Origin of the sequence: Thalassotalea euphylliae (assembly GCF_003390395.1) — a bacterium.
Classification (GTDB): domain Bacteria; phylum Pseudomonadota; class Gammaproteobacteria; order Enterobacterales; family Alteromonadaceae; genus Thalassotalea_F; species Thalassotalea_F euphylliae_C.
Genome location: NZ_QUOV01000001.1, coordinates 3,118,649 through 3,137,091 on the forward strand (window position 1 = coordinate 3,118,649; position 18,443 = coordinate 3,137,091).

The 18,443-nt window shown below is 45.5% G+C and carries 14 protein-coding genes and 1 other RNA gene; 7 read left to right on the forward strand and 8 right to left on the reverse strand.

The features are described 5' to 3' along the window. Positions 1–53 precede the first annotated feature (53 nt). The 4 genes from DXX92_RS13805 to DXX92_RS13820 form a co-directional block, all read right to left on the reverse strand. The gene (locus tag DXX92_RS13805; RefSeq protein ID WP_116000973.1) at positions 54–1,301 is read right to left on the reverse strand and encodes an FAD-dependent monooxygenase; all 1,248 of its coding nucleotides are present in this window, start codon (positions 1,299–1,301) and stop codon (positions 54–56) included. 61 nt (positions 1,302–1,362) lie between these two features. Continuing rightward, complete coding sequence (ubiH, locus tag DXX92_RS13810) at positions 1,363–2,637, reverse strand: 2-octaprenyl-6-methoxyphenyl hydroxylase (RefSeq protein WP_245961486.1); 1,275 nt, start codon at positions 2,635–2,637, stop codon at positions 1,363–1,365. 24 nt (positions 2,638–2,661) lie between these two features. Then, positions 2,662–3,993 carry a Xaa-Pro aminopeptidase gene (pepP, locus tag DXX92_RS13815; protein WP_428977342.1) on the reverse strand — a complete coding sequence of 444 codons (1,332 nt, stop codon included), beginning with the start codon at positions 3,991–3,993 and terminating at the stop codon, positions 2,662–2,664. Positions 3,994–4,043: 50 nt separating this feature from the next. Further along, the gene (locus DXX92_RS13820; RefSeq protein WP_116000974.1) at positions 4,044–4,610 is read right to left on the reverse strand and encodes a UPF0149 family protein; all 567 of its coding nucleotides are present in this window, start codon (positions 4,608–4,610) and stop codon (positions 4,044–4,046) included. A 236-nt stretch (positions 4,611–4,846) separates the two neighbouring features. Between DXX92_RS13820 and DXX92_RS13825 the strand changes: the two genes are divergently transcribed. From DXX92_RS13825 to ssrS, 3 genes are all read left to right on the forward strand, one after another. Further along, positions 4,847–5,152 carry a cell division protein ZapA gene (locus DXX92_RS13825; protein WP_116002442.1) on the forward strand — a complete coding sequence of 102 codons (306 nt, stop codon included), beginning with the start codon at positions 4,847–4,849 and terminating at the stop codon, positions 5,150–5,152. A gap of 26 nt (positions 5,153–5,178) precedes the next feature. Beyond that, positions 5,179–6,375, forward strand: a complete 1,197-nt coding sequence (locus tag DXX92_RS13830; protein WP_116000975.1) for a hypothetical protein — start codon at positions 5,179–5,181, stop codon at positions 6,373–6,375. Between the two features lie 118 nt (positions 6,376–6,493). Further along, a non-coding RNA gene (ssrS, locus tag DXX92_RS13835) (6S RNA) lies at positions 6,494–6,677 on the forward strand. A gap of 78 nt (positions 6,678–6,755) precedes the next feature. Here the strand turns inward: ssrS and DXX92_RS13840 are convergent. After that, positions 6,756–8,135 (reverse strand): MDR family MFS transporter, encoded by a 1,380-nt coding sequence (locus tag DXX92_RS13840; RefSeq protein ID WP_116000976.1) that lies wholly within the window; start codon positions 8,133–8,135, stop codon positions 6,756–6,758. A gap of 151 nt (positions 8,136–8,286) precedes the next feature. Between DXX92_RS13840 and murI the strand changes: the two genes are divergently transcribed. Then, complete coding sequence (gene murI, locus DXX92_RS13845; protein ID WP_220347659.1) at positions 8,287–9,123, forward strand: glutamate racemase; 837 nt, start codon at positions 8,287–8,289, stop codon at positions 9,121–9,123. 257 nt (positions 9,124–9,380) lie between these two features. Continuing rightward, the gene (metK, locus tag DXX92_RS13850; protein WP_116000977.1) at positions 9,381–10,568 is read left to right on the forward strand and encodes a methionine adenosyltransferase; all 1,188 of its coding nucleotides are present in this window, start codon (positions 9,381–9,383) and stop codon (positions 10,566–10,568) included. A 104-nt stretch (positions 10,569–10,672) separates the two neighbouring features. On the opposite strand, the gene DXX92_RS13855 is transcribed toward metK, so the two are convergent. From DXX92_RS13855 to DXX92_RS13865, 3 genes are all read right to left on the reverse strand, one after another. After that, positions 10,673–13,192, reverse strand: coding sequence for an ABC transporter permease (locus tag DXX92_RS13855; RefSeq protein WP_116000978.1), 2,520 nt, complete (start codon positions 13,190–13,192; stop codon positions 10,673–10,675). Between the two features lie 14 nt (positions 13,193–13,206). Beyond that, positions 13,207–13,887, reverse strand: coding sequence for an ABC transporter ATP-binding protein (locus DXX92_RS13860; protein WP_116000979.1), 681 nt, complete (start codon positions 13,885–13,887; stop codon positions 13,207–13,209). Between the two features lie 94 nt (positions 13,888–13,981). After that, positions 13,982–15,316, reverse strand: a complete 1,335-nt coding sequence (locus tag DXX92_RS13865) for an efflux RND transporter periplasmic adaptor subunit (protein WP_116000980.1) — start codon at positions 15,314–15,316, stop codon at positions 13,982–13,984. Between the two features lie 312 nt (positions 15,317–15,628). Between DXX92_RS13865 and DXX92_RS13870 the strand changes: the two genes are divergently transcribed. Next, positions 15,629–17,035, forward strand: coding sequence for a sigma-54-dependent transcriptional regulator (locus DXX92_RS13870; RefSeq protein WP_116000981.1), 1,407 nt, complete (start codon positions 15,629–15,631; stop codon positions 17,033–17,035). After that, a complete protein-coding gene (locus tag DXX92_RS13875) occupies positions 17,025–18,392 on the forward strand; it encodes a sensor histidine kinase (protein WP_116000982.1) in 1,368 nt (455 codons plus the stop codon). The genes DXX92_RS13870 and DXX92_RS13875 overlap by 11 nt, the downstream gene beginning before the upstream one ends. Positions 18,393–18,443 lie beyond the last annotated feature (51 nt).

Below are 18,443 nucleotides of genomic sequence, written 5' to 3' on the forward strand. Positions count from 1 at the left end.
TTTAATGTGCATTTAAGAATTGTTTAGACGGTTGATTAAGGGGGTGAGTCAAGTTACTGCGAAATCTCTGGCAGGTCGCCGCTAAGCCCCATCGCTTGTTTGATCATCTGCTGCTTCACCGCCGGAATATGATTAATTAACCCCATGCCAAGGCCACGCAGTAATTTAATCGGCGCGATTTGTGGCGTAAAACTCTGTTTGATGGCTTCCATCGCCGTGACCATTTCAAGCGCTTCCGCGCGTCGCCAACGGTTATATTGACTGAGCATTTTATCGCTGTGCCATGCGCTGTTAGCACTATCACTGCTCGCTTGCGAGCTGTTTTCACTGTGATAATGCTCGCTAATAAGCTGGGCAAGGCTTGCAGCATCTTGCAGCCCTAAGTTCACTCCCTGCCCTGCCAGGGGGTGAATCGTATGAGCAGCATCACCAATGAGCACAGCGCGCCCTTTAGTAAATTTATGTGCTAAACGCATGGTCAGAGGGTAGCTTTGCATGTCACTGGCTAACGTCACTTGGCCTAGCTTACCATCTGAGGCAGCGGTTAGCGCTTTTGATACTTCGCTAACGTCTAACTGTTGCAAGTGCTCGGCTTCTTGTGGTGAAGTCGACCACACAATTGAGCATTGATTGGTATTGTAAAGCGGTAAAAATGCTAGCGGCCCTTGAGGCAGAAACACTTGCCATGCGGTGTCTTGATGACCTAACTCACAATCAACTGTCGCCACTAACGCATGATTGTCATAATCGCGAAACGCCATGGTCATATCAAGTTGTTGACGCAGCCAAGAGTTTGCGCCATCTGCGCCCACTACCAACTTGGCCATCACTGGCATTTGGCTGGCAAAACTGGCGAACACTTCATGGTCGCCCATGGCAATGTTTTGCAGAGGCTCTTGGGTAAGTAAGCTAATGCCGTTATCTGCCTCAGCTTGCTGCCAAAGCGCATTGCGGATCACTTTATTTTCAATGATATAACCTAAGTTCTCGCGATTACGCGCATCACTTAATTGATTGATATCGAAATCTAAAGCGCCGATATTTGCCTTGTCCCAAACATGCATATGACGATAGGGCTGCAAACGCTGCTGGGCAATTGCTGACCAAACCCCTAAATTGTTCAATAACTGCTCACTGGCAGCATTAATCGCACTAACTCTAAGCTCTGGCGCTTGCGCAAGCTCTGTTGGCTGGTTAGGTTCAACAATAGCGATGGTTAAATCGGTTAACTTTCTGACCGCTAAAGCGAGACTTAAGCCAACCATACCACCGCCAATAATAAGCAAATCGTATTTCTGCATTCTTTATTCCTGTATCTCGCGCTTAGCGCCAGTAACCCTCAAACGTCGCAACCCACAAGCTTTAGTAGCCCATAGTTTTATTGACAAATGCTTTTTGCAAAGGCGAGAGATAGTTCATGACTTTCAAGCCAATATTACGTCCCGCCAACAGTGGCGGTAAGTCATTAGAAAATAAGGTTACCATGGAGTCGGTGAGCTTGATAATCGCTTGCTGATCAGATTCGCGCATAACTTGATATTGATTAAGTAATTTCGCATTACCTAGGTCAGCTTCGCCGCTGGCAATTTGCTGCTGCACTAAGTCAGCCAGTACTTTGACATCTCGTAGCCCTAAATTAAAACCTTGGCCTGCAATGGGGTGAATCGTGTGTGACGCGTTCCCCACCAGTGCCATACGGTGATAACTTTGCTGCTCGGCTTGCACTAAACTGAGCGGGAAAATAGAACGTTTACTGGTTGACTGAATACTGCCAAGCCAGCGCCCAAACGCCTGTTCAAGTGCCAAACAAAATGCTTTGTCGTCAAGCTCGCTTATCTGCTGCGCTTGCTCTGGTGGTAAAGTCCAAACTAGTGAGCATTGCTGATTGGTCATCGGCAACATAGCAATCGGCCCATGTTCAGTAAAACGTTCAAAAGCGCGATTATTGTGCGGCAGCTCTGGACAAACGTTGGCGATCACTGCCCATTGCCCATAATCTTGTTGTGAAGTGCCAATTTTCGCAACCTTGCGGCACAGCGACTGGCCACCATCACAAGCGATTACAAGCTTTGCCTCAATATCAATCGGCTCAGCTTGAGCGCCAGCAGCTAGCTTGATATTGCTATGCTCAGCCTTAATAGTTAGCTGTTCAATTTGGCTATCGGTGTACCATTGAATTGGCTTGTTATGCTCATCGGCTGTTTTAAGTGCAGCAAGTAAGCCATTGGCAATACTCGCGAGCGGAATAACATAACCAAGCGCTTCAACTTGGTGATCTGTTGCCTTAATACGCGCCTTGCCATAGTTGCCACGATCTGAAATATGAATCGTTTCAATCGGGTTAGCGTCATCTGCCATTAGCGTCCATACACCAAGCGAACGCAGGTACTCAACACTGCCATGTGAAAGCGCGAGCACGCGATCATCAAAGGGATTAATTTGGCTTGGTTCAAGCTTGGCCGCTTCAATAATGGCAAGTTTACTGTGCTGGGGAATGTTAGGCTGTTTTAACAAGCTAACCGCCATCAATAGACCTGACAAGCCACCACCGACAATGCTGATATCGACTTGCTGTTCAGTTTGCTCTTTCGTCTGTTTTGAAGTGCCTTGGCTCATATTGCTACTTTCAGCGCTCATACCACTAATTTTACCAACCAGTTCTTATTTTGACTCAGCCATTAATGCTTCAATCGCATCAACTGTTTTAGGTGCGCTGACCGTTAAATTTTCATAACCGTGCTCGGTAACCAGCACATTGTCTTCAATGCGCACCCCTATGCCCTGCCACTTGTCTGCAACATCACTTCCTTTGGGAATATAAATGCCAGGTTCTATGGTCATCACCATACCTGCCACAAATGGGCGCAACTGTTGGCGCTCTTCGTTGGCGTGATAATCACCCACGTCATGCACATCTAACCCTAGCCAGTGGCCTAAACCATGAATAAAGTATTGCTTACACGCTTTGTCAGCAATCAGCTCGGTTAAATCGCCCGTTAAAATACCTAGGTCGTATAAGCCTTTGGTTAAAACATCGCACACTAGGTCATTAAGTGCCGCTAGTGTGTTACCGGGCTCGATAGCCTCAATTGCCGCTTGCTGCGCATCAAGCACTAGCTGATAAATCGCTTTTTGTGGCTCGCTAAATTTGCCACTCACTGGAAACGTTCGCGTGATATCAGCCGCATAGCCAGCGAGTTCGCCGCCTGCGTCAATTAGTAGCAAGTCGCCGTCATTTAATGCTTCATTATTGTCTGTATAATGCAAAATATTGGCATTGTCACCACCGGCAACTATTGAATTGTACGCCGCATAACGCGCGCCATTCACCGCAAACTCATGCAGAAGTTCTGCTTCAATTTGGTATTCAAACTTACCCGCTTGCGTGGCTTGCATCGCTCTTTGATGTGCTTGACCGCTGATCACGTTCGCCTGACGCATTAAGGCAATTTCACGCTCGGTTTTATGCAAACGAAATTCGTGAATAAGCGCTGCGCAGTTCACTAAACTCGCTGGCGCACGTTTGCCAATACGACTTTTAGCAGCAACTTGCGAAAGCCAGTCGGTGGTAAGCGCCATCGTTTCAGCTTCATCAAAGCAGCACAGCACTTTGTCGACCTGTGAAAAATGCTCAACCGCAAATTCATCGATATCATCGATGCTAAGCGCTTGCTCAACACCAAATTCTTGCTTGGCAAGTTCAGGCCCAATGCGGCGACCGTGCCATACTTCCATTTGTGGATCTTTATCGCGGCAAAACAGTACACTTTGTTGCTCGGCAGACTTAATCAGCATCAACACTGCTTCTGGCTCATTAAAACCCGTTAAGTAGTAAAAGTTTTTATTCTGACAAAACGGATATTCGGTATCATTGCTGCGCGTTACTTCGTGCGCAGCACTTACGATGGCAATACTGTTGCTTGGCATCGCGTCAAACATGGTTTGACGGCGCGCAACGAATTCTTCAACAGGTAACAATGTATGTTTTAGCATGAACCGCCTAATAACTTTCTCGGTTAGTGAATAGTTAGCTTAATAAATGATTAGTGAATCGTTTTTTTATCGTCTGTGCTTGGCGGGCTAGCAAGCTCAGCAAAGCACAGTAAAACAGAAACTTTTACATACTCCGCAATTTCGTAATAAGCTTGCTCAGTGGCTTCATCATCATCAATTTCATCGGATAAATTAGCGATTTCACTAAAGTCAGACAGTACTTCTTTAACATCTTCAGACGCCACTGCATTGTCTTTTTGCTGCAAGCCATAACCTAAGTTAAAGCCCTGAACCCAGTGACCCAAGCCATTGGCGCGCTCTGCGATGGTATCGTCATCATCAGGCAGCATTAATTTAAAGCCAAACGAATCATCTAGCAGTGACTGCCAAATTTCGCTGTACACTTGCTTGATGGCCGATTTAACCGCCAATGGAAAGCCTTCGCCGTTGTTAAACATATCGTTAAGCATGGCAAGGTAGTCAGTGCTTTCAAATTCATAACCTGAGGCAATTAAGCCGGTTAATACGCCATGAAGTTCACTGGCGTGAGCTTGCAGGCTTTCTGCACTTAATGTAGCTTGCAAATCAGCAAAGTCGAGTAAAGATTGATCAGACATAAAAGTTCACAAATGTCATGGTATTAGATACCGCTAATCGTACCATTGCCAAGCCATTTGACTCCAGTTAAAAACACCTAAGCACAGGCTTTTGTCAGCTTATTTGGCGTTTGATCAACAAAAAATGCCGCAAACTCAGTAAATTCACCAGCTTGCGCAACGAACTACTTGCATCTGCTTTTTCAGATGGCTATAGTTCGAGGTTATTATTGGTTTATAAGGAATTCGCTCCGCCAATGCGCAATAAAGTTGAAATATCCGTCGCAGGTCGAAAGCTTAAAATCGGTTGTCCAAGTGGGCAAGAAAGTGCGTTGTTCGCCGCCGCTGCCGAGCTAGACAAGCGATTGGCCGCATATAGCGACAGCGAAACCATTGCGACAACAGAGCAGGCAATGACCATGGTCGCGCTTAATCTTGCTCATGATTTGCTGGCAGCAAACAAGCAACGAGAAGTTGAACAGCAAGAAACCCAAAATCAAATCAACTTATTGCAGGAAACCATAGAACAAGCCCTGGTTTCGCAAATCGATAAGTCTGCATAACTTGGTATAAACCGGAACAAGTTATCATGAATAGCAAGGTGTGGCTGGCGATTAGCTTACTCCTTGCCATTATCTTGTATTGGCAGTATCAAGCTGCAACACCTCAAACCACCCAAGCTACGAGTAGCCATCGCCACTCTGCTAATCATTCGACTAACCAAGCAAATAGCCAGCTTGGCAGCCCAAATAAGTCAACACATTGGGCAGACAGCTTTAGACTGCAAGCTCAAATTAGCCAAACTCCAGCCCCCCCTCCTGCTAGCACACAAAGCTCGCTCGATGATGATGAAGCGACAGAAGCGTCAGCGATTAAGCGTTGCCCATTTGCTGAGTTCACCGACCAAGAGCATCAGCTACTTGATAGCCAATTGACAGCATTTTTTAATGAAGGTTATGCGGTTGATGATATTGAACTGCGCAAACTAGGTTACATCTTTTCCGCCGATAGCGGCGCCAGCAATCACCATAAACGTTTATTTTTTAGTGACTACTTGCAAGACAACCCAAACGACAGCATCGCCGTACACCAATTGCTCAAGGCCTGTTTGCAATTACCTCATGACAAAGGCTGCGGCGAACAACTCGATACCTTGGTAGCGCAGTCCGACAACGACAATGGCTATTTATGGCTGCAACTGGCCACCAATAAATTAGTTCAACGAAAACCAAGCCAGTTTCTTCGTTATCTTGAGATCGCAGCCAATAAAAGTCGTTTCGATAATTACTATTTTAATTATGTCGACCTTTTCCTCAGTACCAGCATCGGCCGCATCGATATTGCCTACACTAAGCTGAGGAACACTGCCGATGAACTGGCCTCAGCGCAATTGAATAACCTGAGCTATTTAGTCGACTTCTGCACAGGCAACCTCAATAAGTACCAAGATAGCTGCCTGAGGCTGGCAAAGTCACTTGATGGCAATAGCAACAATGTCGATCTGCAAAGCTTTGGTTCGGGGTTGCTTAAAGAAATTTACCGAACATTAGATGACGACGAAGCGCTCGCCGAGCAGACAGCGCTTGACCAGCAACGTTACAGTGAGCTTTACAACCAAGATTGGGTCAATGCTCAATCGCTAATGCAATATGATCAAGAGCTGATGGTCACTTGGCTAGAAAACGGTAAACTGTTTGGCGAACGAGCAGCGGTCACCGCTTTGCTTAGCGAAGCGAAGCTAAAATCTCTCAACCCTGATTATCTGCCCTGCCCGCTTAACCAATAAGAAGCCGAACAAACAAACTCCTACCAAGAATTAATCACTTAGCTCAAAAGGTCGGCAAACGATCCAATTCGCCAATAAATTACTTAATCCGCAATAAGAATTTGCTATACTCAACACCTGTCTTCTGGGATGTGCGTAAGTTAACTATGTCCCTGAGCCGATAATCTTTACCCTAGGGTTTCATTTACTGGCTATTGAGCAAGCTCGGCTTGTACCGAGAAGCCTACGGTGAGTATATTGATTCCCGCCTTGAGCACACGGTGTTCAAGGGCTGACGTTGGCTACGGCATTCTGGAAGCAGCTCTTTTCTTTTTTCTCGCAACTTTTCTGTAAACGTTGTTTAAGCTAGTTGGTTAACTACTTCTAATACAAACCATTTATTACCTCCTTGCACGGCTTGAAGCCTTTTCGGCTTTGGCAAAATTTGGTCGCGTTAATGTATCCAATATTGAGTATAAATACATAACCAGCAACACCAATAGTGCTGCTATTACAAAGACCCAGGCACCGCCCAAGAAGTCGAGCATGGCACCACCGCCTAACGGTGCTAAGGCAAAGCCAATATAGTAAAAAGATGCCGCACCAAAATAGGCGCCGCGCAAATGAGTCGGCGCTAAGCGATCAATATGGACATTCATGGTCGGGAACAAGATGGCTTCGCCAATACTCAGAATAACCACTGCGCCAATCCACCCCCAAAAGGCCGTTACCGGGTTAATCGCCATCCATACTTGCGCAAGTGCCAGCAATACTAAACCCACTTGAATTCGGCTTGTTAGCGATAGCCTTGCCATCATTTTTAATAGCACAAACTGCAAGCAAACAATGACTGCCGCATTGGCAAAAATCATACTAGAGATAAGCTTCATCAACTCTGGTACATCTGCTCGGGTAAGGTATTGGATGAGTGTTGAATCCATCTGAGCATAAACAAACTTGCAGATAATGTTAGCGACAATCAAGCATTGCAGTACCCTATCTTTGGCCAGTATTTTCAGGGTATCTAACATGTTGGATTTAGGCTTGTATGACGCTTTTTGAGTCGCTTTCGACTTCGCATTTTGAGGTTGTTGATTACTTTCTTGCTGAACTTCTCTTTCGTCTTTCGCCACTATCTCGCTTTGCCTAGCTTGCAGATTCGCTTGTTGATTAGCTTTTTGATTTGCTTGGTATCTCGTAAAATGTCGCATGCCGTAAGCAAGTAATAGCATCCACAAGGCAAACGCTCCTGCTGTCACTAAAAATCCCGACTGTTGCCCAGTAATACCGATATATACGCCAGCCATTGGACCAATTGCACAACCCACATTGATCACAAAGTAACGGGCTTGCAAACCTAATTCGCGCACTTGTACATCGGGTAGAATATCAGACACTAATGCTTGAGTGGGTGGATCCCAAATCGCCTTCGATATAGAGCAAAGCGCGATAACAATGACATAGCCAGTAACGGTTTCCACATTGGCTAATAACACGAATGAAATCACATACAGGCTACCAGCGCTGAACATAATAATCTTTCGGCCAAATTTGTCTGACAGCGCACCGCCAAAAAAGCCAATAAACACAGAAATTACCGCAGCGCCCGATAAAATTAACCCAACTTGCGTGGCCGAAATACCAAACGATTTATAAAGCATCACCGCCAAGAACGGCCACACCATATAAAAGCTACCACGCGTAATTAAGTCGCCAAAGAGCACGATCCACATCAACCTTGGAAACTGTTTAAGCTGGTTAAACGACACTTTACTTTCCATTAAATTTCTCTGCTTTATAAGAAGCCAACGACACCTGACCCCTATCAATACACGCAAGTACCTCGCCAAGTTACTTTACAAAACCAGTAAAACTCCCTATAACGGCAACATTTTCTATTAACTTTGCTTTTTGATCACATAAATGGGTGACATGGTAACAACTCAGGCTAGCTGCAACACACAGGCTCCTATTGGTATTTTCGATTCAGGTATTGGTGGACTTTCCATTGCGCGTTGTGTTGCGCAAAACTTGCCAAATGAGCAGCTAATTTATGTCGCAGACAGTGGCTTTGCACCATACGGCGACAAAAGCCATAAAGACATTATAGCCAGAGCTGACTTTGTTGCTAACTTCCTGATAAAGCAGGGGGTGAAAGCCATTGTTGTGGCTTGCAATACAGCAACTGTCGTCGCAATTGAAGAGCTGCGCGCAAAATATACGTTACCGATTATTGGCGTAGAGCCAGCAATAAAGCCCGCGGCCAAACAATCTAAAGCCAAGTCGGTTGGGATAATGGTGACACAAGCTACGGCCAAGAATGATCGCTTTCTCAGGCTTGTTGAAAGTTACAAGCAAGATGCACAAGTACATATTCAACCGTGCCCAGGCCTAGTGCAACAAATTGAACAAGGCGACCATGAGAGTGACACATGCCAAGCGCTACTCGATAGCTTTATCGCCCCGCTTGTCGATAAACAAATAGACTCCTTAGTGCTCGGCTGCACTCACTACCCATTGATAGAGCAACAAATCAAAGCTCATTTACCAGCAGGTATTGAGTTACTAGAAACCGCCCAACCTGTCACCAATGAGCTTATTCGCCGGCTAACACTCAATAATCTGTTAGCGCAAAGCGATATAGACATTCAGGGCTTAACAGCCGCTCAAGGTTACCAAGTCTATTCCAGTGCACTAACGCAAGCGCAACAGCAAGTTATTCAAACCTTTTGGCCAAGCAAGTTGAGTTTTCACCAACTATCACGCTAAGAAACCCTATCAAGCCAAATAAGCCATTTAGACGTCTAGGCGTAAAAAACTTTTCATCAATCTTCAGTTCGAGTAGAATGGCGAAAAATTTGTCGTGGCCTATTTTTAGTATTGCGATTAGTTAGCTTCATTAGCCTTATTGGCAAGCTAGGTTAACTAATAAAATCCTATCGGGTTGAAACTGCGTAGTAGCAAGCAGCTTGCACTATGTGCATAAGCGACAACAATTACCCTATTTCAATGATAATTGAGGTTTTATGTCTAGACACCTATTCACCTCTGAATCTGTTTCAGAAGGTCACCCGGATAAAATTGCCGATCAAATTTCTGATGCGGTATTAGACGCAATTATTGCTCAAGACAAGCATGCTCGTGTTGCTTGTGAAACTATGGTTAAAACTGGCGTTGCCATTATCTCAGGTGAGATTTCAACATCAGCTTGGGTTGATTTAGAAAGCCTAACGCGCAAAGTAATCAGTGATATTGGTTACACCTCATCAGATGTCGGTTTTGACGGTGAAACTTGTGGCATTATGAATCTGATTGGCCAGCAATCTTCTGAAATCGCACAAGGTGTTGACCGTGCAAAACCAGAAGAGCAAGGCGCTGGTGACCAAGGCTTAATGTTTGGTTACGCAACTAACGAAACGCCAACCTTTATGCCTGCACCGCTTTACTACTCTCACTTATTAGTCGAGCGCCAAGCAGAAGTACGTAAGTCTGGTGTACTGCCTTGGTTACGCCCTGATGCAAAATCACAGGTAACGTTTGTTTACGAAAACAACAAGCCTGTTGCGATTGATGCGGTTGTACTTTCAACTCAACACAACCCTGACATCAGCCAAGAAATGTTGCACGATGCGGTAATGGAAAACATTATCAAGCACGTGCTACCAGAAGAACTGCTAACTGCCGATACTAAATACTTTATTAACCCAACGGGTAGCTTTGTGATCGGTGGCCCAGTAGGTGACTGTGGTTTAACAGGGCGTAAGATCATTGTTGATACCTACGGCGGTATGGCACGTCACGGCGGTGGTGCTTTCTCTGGTAAAGATCCATCAAAAGTTGACCGCAGTGCGGCCTACGCAGGTCGTTACGTCGCGAAGAATATCGTAGCCGCTGGCCTTGCTGAGCGCTGTGAAATTCAAGTGTCATACGCGATTGGTGTGGCTGAGCCAACGTCAATTACCGTTGAAACCTTTGGTACGGGTAAAGTTGCAGAAGACAAGCTAGTTGAACTAGTTCGTGAACACTTCGACTTACGCCCATACGGCATTACTAAGATGCTTGACTTGCTACACCCTATGTACCAAGAAACAGCAGCTTACGGTCACTTCGGTCGCGAACCTTATGAAAAAACTGTTGATGGTGAAACCTTCACCGCATTCAGTTGGGAAAAAACAGATAAAGCTGATGCATTACGCGCAGCTGCTGGCTTGTAAGCCAAGCATATACCACTAAGAAAAAGCGCTAACGTGAATCACGTTAGCGCTTTTTTTATGTCTAGCATTGTATCTGCATTTAGGATTTAAACTTCACGTAGCAGTTACTCATACCTAAGCGCATGCACTGGATTGCGACGCGCCACCCAAGCGGCATTGCCACCAACGGTTAACCAAGCAATCAACAGTGATAAAACGCCAACGCCTAGGCAAATCGGTGCAATCCACCACGCATCAATGCGATATGGAAATGCCTGCAACCAAGTTAGCATAAAGTAAGCTGCGAGTGGCCAGGCAATAATATTGGCGAGCATCACAGGTTTAGAAAATTGCCAAATTAGCAGCTTAACAATATCTTTTACACTTGCGCCCATCACTTTACGTATGCCGATCTCTTTGGTGCGACGTTCGACGGTAAAGGCAGATAAGCCGTAAAGCCCCAAACAGGCAACAATAATCGCTAGTACAGAGAAAGCTAAAAATAATCGAGCAGTGGTGCGTTCATCTTGATACTGAGCAGCCATCATTTCAGATAAAAATTGCAAATTAATGGGGTGCTGCGGAACATTGCGCTGCCAGATATCTTCCACTTTATTCACAAGCGCTGGTAGATTTTGCGTATTAAAAGCAATATTAGCGATTCGAAAACGGCTTGGATTGAGCGTAAAGACCGTTGCGCGAATGCCAAACTTCATTGAGCGAAAGTGAATATCAGGTATCACCCCAATCACCGTGAACTGATGATTTTGATTGACTAACGTTTTGCCAATGATGTTCTCAGGATTCGTAAAACCAAGCTTTTTCACGGCCGTTAAATTGAGAATAATACCCGCCTGTGACTTTTCTTGTTGTGCCTTCTGTGCTTCAGTTGCATGAACAATACGATCGCTACCAAAATCTTCACTAAATAGTCGCCCAGCAATAGGTTCAACCTCGTAGGCTTCAAAGAAACCGAAATCCATGTTGTGATAGTTTAAGAACATTGGCTCAACTACATCGCCATAATCATTTGGTTCAAGCAGCCTAAACTGATCGTTGTTTTCGTCGTCTTGTGTCGGTGCTTCCGAGCTAAAGGTCACAGAGTTTACTTCGGGTAAGCTAAGCAACTCTTGGCGCAAGCTTTGTAACCTGTCAGTGGCAGTGCGCACGTTAAGGATTAGTTTGTCTTCACTTTTAAAGCCGACATCAGCCATGGTCGAGTACAAGGTTTGTCCATACACAACCACTGTAGCAACCACTAACGTTATTGAAGCGGCAAACTGTACAACCACCAAAACACCGCGCATCTTTGTCGAATTAGCTGATTCACTGGCCTTACTCGCTTTTAAGATATGACTCGGAAGAAAACGTGATAAGTACAATGCTGGATAAATGCCTGCAAGAATACCTACCACAGTGGCTACTGAAATAAGGACAAGTAACAAACTGGGATCATCAAAAAGCTGCAGTTGCAAACTCGTGCCAAGAATTTGGTTATAAAAAGGTAATACAATCTCTGATGCAGCAACCGCAAACAACAGCGCGACAAACACTAAAATAATCGCTTCGCTAAGAAACTGCACCGCCACCTGTTTACGCGAAGCACCAAGTACTTTGCGCATGGCGACTTCCTTCGCCCTTTTGCTCGCCTTGGCAGTCGCTAAGTTCATAAAGTTAATACAAGCAATGATTAACACAATTAACGCAACCACCGAGAAAGTGCGGATCATATTGGCGTCACCCATCGGTGTTAAGTCGCCCATATTACCGGCATCCTGTTTAGCATTGAGGTGCAAATCGGTGAGCTTCATGACCTTGATATTAAAAAAGTCTGTTACTTTTCTGCCAGCGGCTTTGTCACCTACAAGTTGCTGCCACATCGCGCCAAATGGACTTTCGTTATCTAACCAATAGTTGATTCGCTCTTGAAATTGCGCTGCACTCACCTGCGGATTTAACTTAAAATAAGTGTAAACATTTACGCTAGTCCAAGTGTCCAACACATTATTCCCCGGCGGAAAAAGTGCCGGTTGCAAGTAGAACAGCATATTAATATCAAGATGGGTTTCATTTGGCAGGTCTTTGACAACGCCAGTAATCATTACGTCAGCAGGGCCTTGCGGGCCAACACAACAAACAGAAAGCGTTTCACCAACCACATCAGTACGACCAAAATATTTATGAGCAAGCGCCTCTGTCACCACTAAGTTCATCGGCTGGCTAAACGAAGACTGGCGATCACCGTGAACAAAAGGCAATTGGAAAACGTCTAAAAAGCTACCATCAGCCATCGTAATGGCCTCATCGAAGATGTTTTCACCTTTGCGAATGGTCAAATTCCACTGAATCAAACGAACGCCGGTTTCAACTTCTGCACGCGCGTAATCTCGCACGGCTTCCATAATTCGACCTGGCGATCTAACCGTTAAAAAAGGTTGTCTATCTGGCATGGTATAGGCGGTATGAATGCGAACAACTTGCTCATGCTCTGGCAACCACTTGTCATAGCCAGTCTCAGCTCGGACAAATAGCATGATCAAAATACAGCTCATTAGCCCAACAGCTAAACCAAAAATATTAATAGCAGAAAAGACGCCGTTTTTAACGATATTGCGCCACGCGGTTACTAAATAGTTTCTAAACATTTTGACTTCCTCGCCTAGGCCGCCCGAACATTTTCAGTCACGACATGACCATCAAATAAATTAATGGTACGTTTGGCATAATCCGCGTGCGCTGGGCTATGGGTCACCATCACAATCGTTGTGCCACCATCGTTAAGGGTGCGCAGCATATCCATCACTTCCTGCCCATGAGCGCTATCAAGGTTACCGGTTGGCTCATCGGCTAGAATTAATTGCTGATCGCCAACAATGGCACGTGCCACTGCAACGCGCTGCTGTTGACCACCTGATAGCTGGCTTGGCATATGACCCGCGCGATGACCAATGCCGACCTTATCCATTATTTTGGTGACTCGTGCTTTGCGCTCAGCGGCGGGGATATTGTGATAGAGCAAGGCAAGCTCGATATTTTCCGCCACGGTTAATTCATCAATTAAGTTAAAGTTTTGAAAAATAAACCCAATATGCTTTTTGCGCAGCGATGCCAATTGTCCTTCACCATAGCCTGAGACATCTTCGCCGTTAAACAGGTATTGACCGCCTGTAGGTGAGTCCAACATGCCTATGGTATTTAACAAGGTCGACTTACCGCAGCCTGATGGCCCCATAATGGCGACAAACTCCCCTTGGTTTATTTCAATATTGACGCCATTGAGCGCGAGGGTTTCTACTTCGTCGGTTTGATAAACTCGCGATAAATTATGTAGTTTTAGCATCTTGTTTTTCCTGTCGTTAATTTTGTCATTAAGTCTGTTGTAATCTGTCTAAGTCTGCGACTGGTAGCTTGGCTAATTGCCAGCTATTACCTGTTTATTTATCAGAAAGCGCCAAGCGCTCAATATCGCGATAGCTGGTATAGGGGCTAGTGATCACTTGCTCACCTTGCTCAAGGCCGTCAAGCACTTCAATAAACTGGTTATTGCGGCGACCTAAGCGAACAGTACGTTTTATTGCTTCGCTGCCATCTGGCGCGACGACAAATACCCAGTTACCACCGGTATCTTGGTAAAAAGCGCCGTTAGGCAGCAGTAATGCTTTGCTGGCATCTCCCAGCGTTAATTTGGTTTGTACCGTTTGGCCACGGCGAATGCCGCTTGGCTGCTCACCAGCGAAGGTAAAATCAACTTCAAACTGGCCATTTTGCACTTGTGGGTAAATCTTACTGATTGTCAGCGGGTACTGCTCATAGCTGGCCAGTTGGCCAATATCAACGCGGCCAAGATAGAACTCATCAATAAAGGCAGTGACTTTATAATCATTGGGCGTGTCGATTTGCCCTAAGCGCTCACCGCGGCCAATACTTTGCCCAACTTCAACATTAAAGCCAGACAACTTGCCTGCCACTGGCGCACGAACATTCATGTTTTCTAAATTCTCGCGGGAAATCGCTAAATTACTTTCTAAACGCTCACCCGTTTGTTTTAAAAAGGCCAGTTGCGATTCCTGCATACGTGTATCTGATGCTTGGCTTTCCAAGGTTACTTCCCGCTGGTTGATATACCACTGCAAGGTATCACGGGTATCATCGAACTGAGATTTTGACACAGCGCCACTGGCGACTAATTCTTGCTCGCGCGCCACTTGGCGCGTTAGCAATTTAATTTGGTATTCAATATCAATTAAGTTGCGTTTATGGCGCAGACGATTTTGCTCTAAATTGAGCTCAATCGAGCGCATATTATTAAGCTGCTCTGCCACTCTCGCCTCATTACCCAGCACACTTAATTGCAAGGAAGCGTTGGATAGCTCAACAATTAAATCTCCTGCGGCAAGCGCAGCGCCATCTTCTACTAAGATTCGTTCAACCCGACCACCTTCAATCGCGTCTAAGTACAAGGTTTTAGCTGGGGCTATGCGACCACGGACCGGAATAAAGTCTTCGAAGGTGCTACTGGTAACGGTTGAAATCACCACTCGCTCGCTATTAATCGCGAGCATTTTGCCACCGGTTTGCTGGCTAATATTAACGCCTAGCCAAAGGACAAAGCTGAGTGTGGCTGCACTGAGTACCAATTTAGGCCAAACGTTTTTTTTCTTTGCTAGTTTGCGATCCATACCGGCTCCAGCTTTTGCTTGCCCTGCATGTGATGGCTGCGCCTGCTCTTGGCTTGCCTTTGGTGTAACGGCTTTTAATGAATTACTCATATATTTGTTGTCTTAATGTTTGCTTATTACTTTCTGGCTATTGATTGGCTGTGTTATTACTCCATCCAACACTCAAATAATTCGCTATTCGAGGTGATTGGCGCAAACTTTGCCAGCTAACTTACCGTTATTAATAACAAACAAGACAAGAATCACACCAACAAAGTTAATTATTGATTTTTATATACTTTTTATAAATCACTAAGAAATAGCAATGAAAAAACTGTACGTTTTTGAACACTAGGTGTACGTTTATGAACAGTTAGGAAAGCTAGCTGCTGATAATAATGCGAATCAACGAAGAGGAATTAAGTGAAACAGCAAGGTCATATTCTGATTGTCGATGACGACCAAGATATCTTGGTTGCTGGCAAGCTATTACTGAAACGAAAATTCAGCCAAGTCGATATCTGCAACCGACCAGAGCAATTACCAAGCTTGCTGGCAGACAACGGCTATGATGTGATTTTGCTGGATATGAACTTTGGCCCCGGCGAAAGCTCTGGTCAGCAAGGTTTTCACTGGCTAAGCCAAATTCAGCAACTAGCACCTGAAGTAGTAGTGATCATGATCACTGCCCACGGCGGCGTTGATATTGCCGTAGAGGCGATCAAACAGGGGGCGACCGACTTTATCGCCAAGCCTTGGCATAACGAAAAAGTGATTGCCACCATGACTACTGCGTTAGAGCTTAAGCACACCCGCGCCGAATCACAGCAACTAAAAGTGGCCAATCAAGCCTTGGTTCAAGCGACCACCACCCGTAGCGATGCCATTATTGGTAATTCACCTGCGATGCAAAACGTGCATTCACTGGTCAGCCGCGCTGCGCCAACCGATGCCAATGTGTTGATTTTAGGTGAAAACGGTACAGGTAAAGAATTAATCGCACGTGATATTCATCGCCAAAGCGCGCGTGCAGAGCAGGTATTTTTATCGGTCGATTTAGGGGCGATTTCAGAATCACTGTTTGAAAGTGAGCTGTTTGGTCATAAAAAGGGCGCATTTACGGGTGCTCAGCAAGACCGAATAGGCAAAATACAAGCCGCCGAAGGTGGCACCCTATTTCTTGACGAAATAGGTAATCTGCCACTTCACTTGCAAGCCAAGTTACTGACCGTTTTAGAGCAGCGCAAAGTCACGCCGCTGGGTAGCAACAAGGAAGAAGCGTTTAATGTTCGTATCGTCGCTGCCACTAATGTCAGTAAAGCCAAGTTATGTGATGAGCAGCACTTTCGCCAAGATTTGCTATTTCGTTTAAATACGGTGGAAATCACCCTACCGCCACTACGTGAGCGTCGCCAAGATATTATTGCTATCGCCGAGCATTTTATTACCCTGTACTGTAAAAAATACCAAAAGCCAGAATTACAACTTAGTGACGAAGCGAAAGCCGCCATCCTTGATTACCAGTGGCCCGGCAATATTCGTGCACTGCGCCATGCGATAGAACGTGCCATTATTTTATGCGAAGGTGATACCTTGAGCCCGCAAGACTTCCAATTAACACATGACGCACCTAGCGTCGCTTCATATAGCCAAGCCGATAAAGCACCAAACATTGTCAACTTGCCAGACGAGTTAAATCTCGACGCCATTGAAAAAATGGCGATTGCTCAAGCATTAAAAAAGCACGCTTACAATATTAGTCACACTGCTAAGGAGCTGGGTTTAACACGCGCTGCGCTTTATCGCCGGATGGAGAAACATGGGCTTTAAACAATTTTCCCTGCGCATTATTAGCCGCACCATATTGGCAATGGTTTCATTGCTCTTGCTCAGTCTGCTGCTTAGCCAGCCCGGTTATCATGCTGCCAGTATATTGCTCACTGCGCTGCTTATCGCCCAGCTTTATGAATTAATTCGCTATGTTAATAAAACCAATGGCGAGCTAGTGCGATTTTTCGAGGCGGCGCGCCATGCGGATTATTCTCAGCGTTTTGATTTAAGTGAGCTAGGTACAGGTTTTGATGAACTTGGCCAAGCCTTTGGTGATATTCTTGGCCGCTTGCAACAGGCGAGAAATCAAAAAGAGGAAAACCTGCGCCATCTCAAAGCGGTGGTTGAACATGTCCCTGTGCCACTGATCAGCCTAGTTTCGACTGAAAAGAATACCCACAACAAGCTTACCTTATGGAACAATAGCGCACGACGCTTATTCGGCACCCACTCAGTCACTAAGCTTAGCGACCTCGATAAGTTTCATCCCGACTTTAGCTCACGGCTTATCAGCCTGACACCAGGAGAGCGCTCACTGATCACCATCAAAATTGACGATACTCCTCATCAACTCAGTATTTCAGCGACCGCCATCACGATTGGTCAGCAGCAGGAATTATTGATCAGTTTACAGGATATTCAATCTGAATTGGATGCAGCTCAGCTCAGCGCATGGCAGGACTTAGTGCGCGTGTTAACTCATGAGATTATGAACAGCATCACACCTGTCGCGTCGCTAGCAAAAACCGCTGTTGACTTGGTTGACGATGTTGCCCAGCAGGTAACGAACCAACCAGAATTAGTAGAAGAGCTCAATGATGTCACCGATGCAGTCAATACGGTCGCCAGACGCAGCGACGGTTTAATGCAATTTGTAACCAGCTACCGACGCCTAACCCGCTTACCATCGCCAAATAAGCAGCTCATTAAACTGAGCGAGTTTTTTAACCACATTGAGCGCCTTGCCTGCCAACATTGGTCGAGCAAAGGTGTTCAATATCAGTTTAGTGTTTCCCCTGCTAGCCTGACGCTAACGGCAGATGCCGATATGTTAGAACAGGTACTAATTAACTTATTGCAAAATGCCGAACATGCCGTTGCAGAAACCAAGCAAGCTCAAGTCATCGTAAGTGCCAGCCTTAATGCCCGTGGTCGTGTACTAATTGAAGTTTGTGACAACGGGTGCGGCATTAGCGAAGAAGTTGCTGAAAAGATATTTGTTCCGTTCTTTACCACAAAACGCGAAGGCTCAGGCGTTGGCTTAGCACTGACTCGTCAAATTATGCTCGCCCATGGCGGTTTTATTAGTTTGGCGAATAATTCTGATTTAGGCTGCACTTTTAACTTAACCTTTTAGCAGAAATTTGGTGCTTAGTAGCAGTCAAATTTGTTGCAGTAAAAAGAGCTA

Excerpts from the sequence above, each read along its gene's own strand:
- DXX92_RS13805 (WP_116000973.1), bottom strand. The coding sequence starts at position 1,301 with ATGCAGAAATACGATTTGCTTATTATTGGCGGTGGTATGGTTGGCTTA.
- ubiH (WP_245961486.1), bottom strand. The coding sequence starts at position 2,637 with ATGAGCGCTGAAAGTAGCAATATGAGCCAAGGCACTTCAAAACAGACG.
- pepP (WP_428977342.1), bottom strand. The coding sequence starts at position 3,993 with ATGCTAAAACATACATTGTTACCTGTTGAAGAATTCGTTGCGCGCCGT.
- DXX92_RS13820 (WP_116000974.1), bottom strand. The coding sequence starts at position 4,610 with ATGTCTGATCAATCTTTACTCGACTTTGCTGATTTGCAAGCTACATTA.
- DXX92_RS13825 (WP_116002442.1), top strand. The coding sequence starts at position 4,847 with ATGCGCAATAAAGTTGAAATATCCGTCGCAGGTCGAAAGCTTAAAATC.
- DXX92_RS13830 (WP_116000975.1), top strand. The coding sequence starts at position 5,179 with ATGAATAGCAAGGTGTGGCTGGCGATTAGCTTACTCCTTGCCATTATC.
- DXX92_RS13840 (WP_116000976.1), bottom strand. The coding sequence starts at position 8,135 with ATGGAAAGTAAAGTGTCGTTTAACCAGCTTAAACAGTTTCCAAGGTTG.
- murI (WP_220347659.1), top strand. The coding sequence starts at position 8,287 with ATGGTAACAACTCAGGCTAGCTGCAACACACAGGCTCCTATTGGTATT.
- metK (WP_116000977.1), top strand. The coding sequence starts at position 9,381 with ATGTCTAGACACCTATTCACCTCTGAATCTGTTTCAGAAGGTCACCCG.
- DXX92_RS13855 (WP_116000978.1), bottom strand. The coding sequence starts at position 13,192 with ATGTTTAGAAACTATTTAGTAACCGCGTGGCGCAATATCGTTAAAAAC.
- DXX92_RS13860 (WP_116000979.1), bottom strand. The coding sequence starts at position 13,887 with ATGCTAAAACTACATAATTTATCGCGAGTTTATCAAACCGACGAAGTA.
- DXX92_RS13865 (WP_116000980.1), bottom strand. The coding sequence starts at position 15,316 with ATGAGTAATTCATTAAAAGCCGTTACACCAAAGGCAAGCCAAGAGCAG.
- DXX92_RS13875 (WP_116000982.1), top strand. The coding sequence starts at position 17,025 with ATGGGCTTTAAACAATTTTCCCTGCGCATTATTAGCCGCACCATATTG.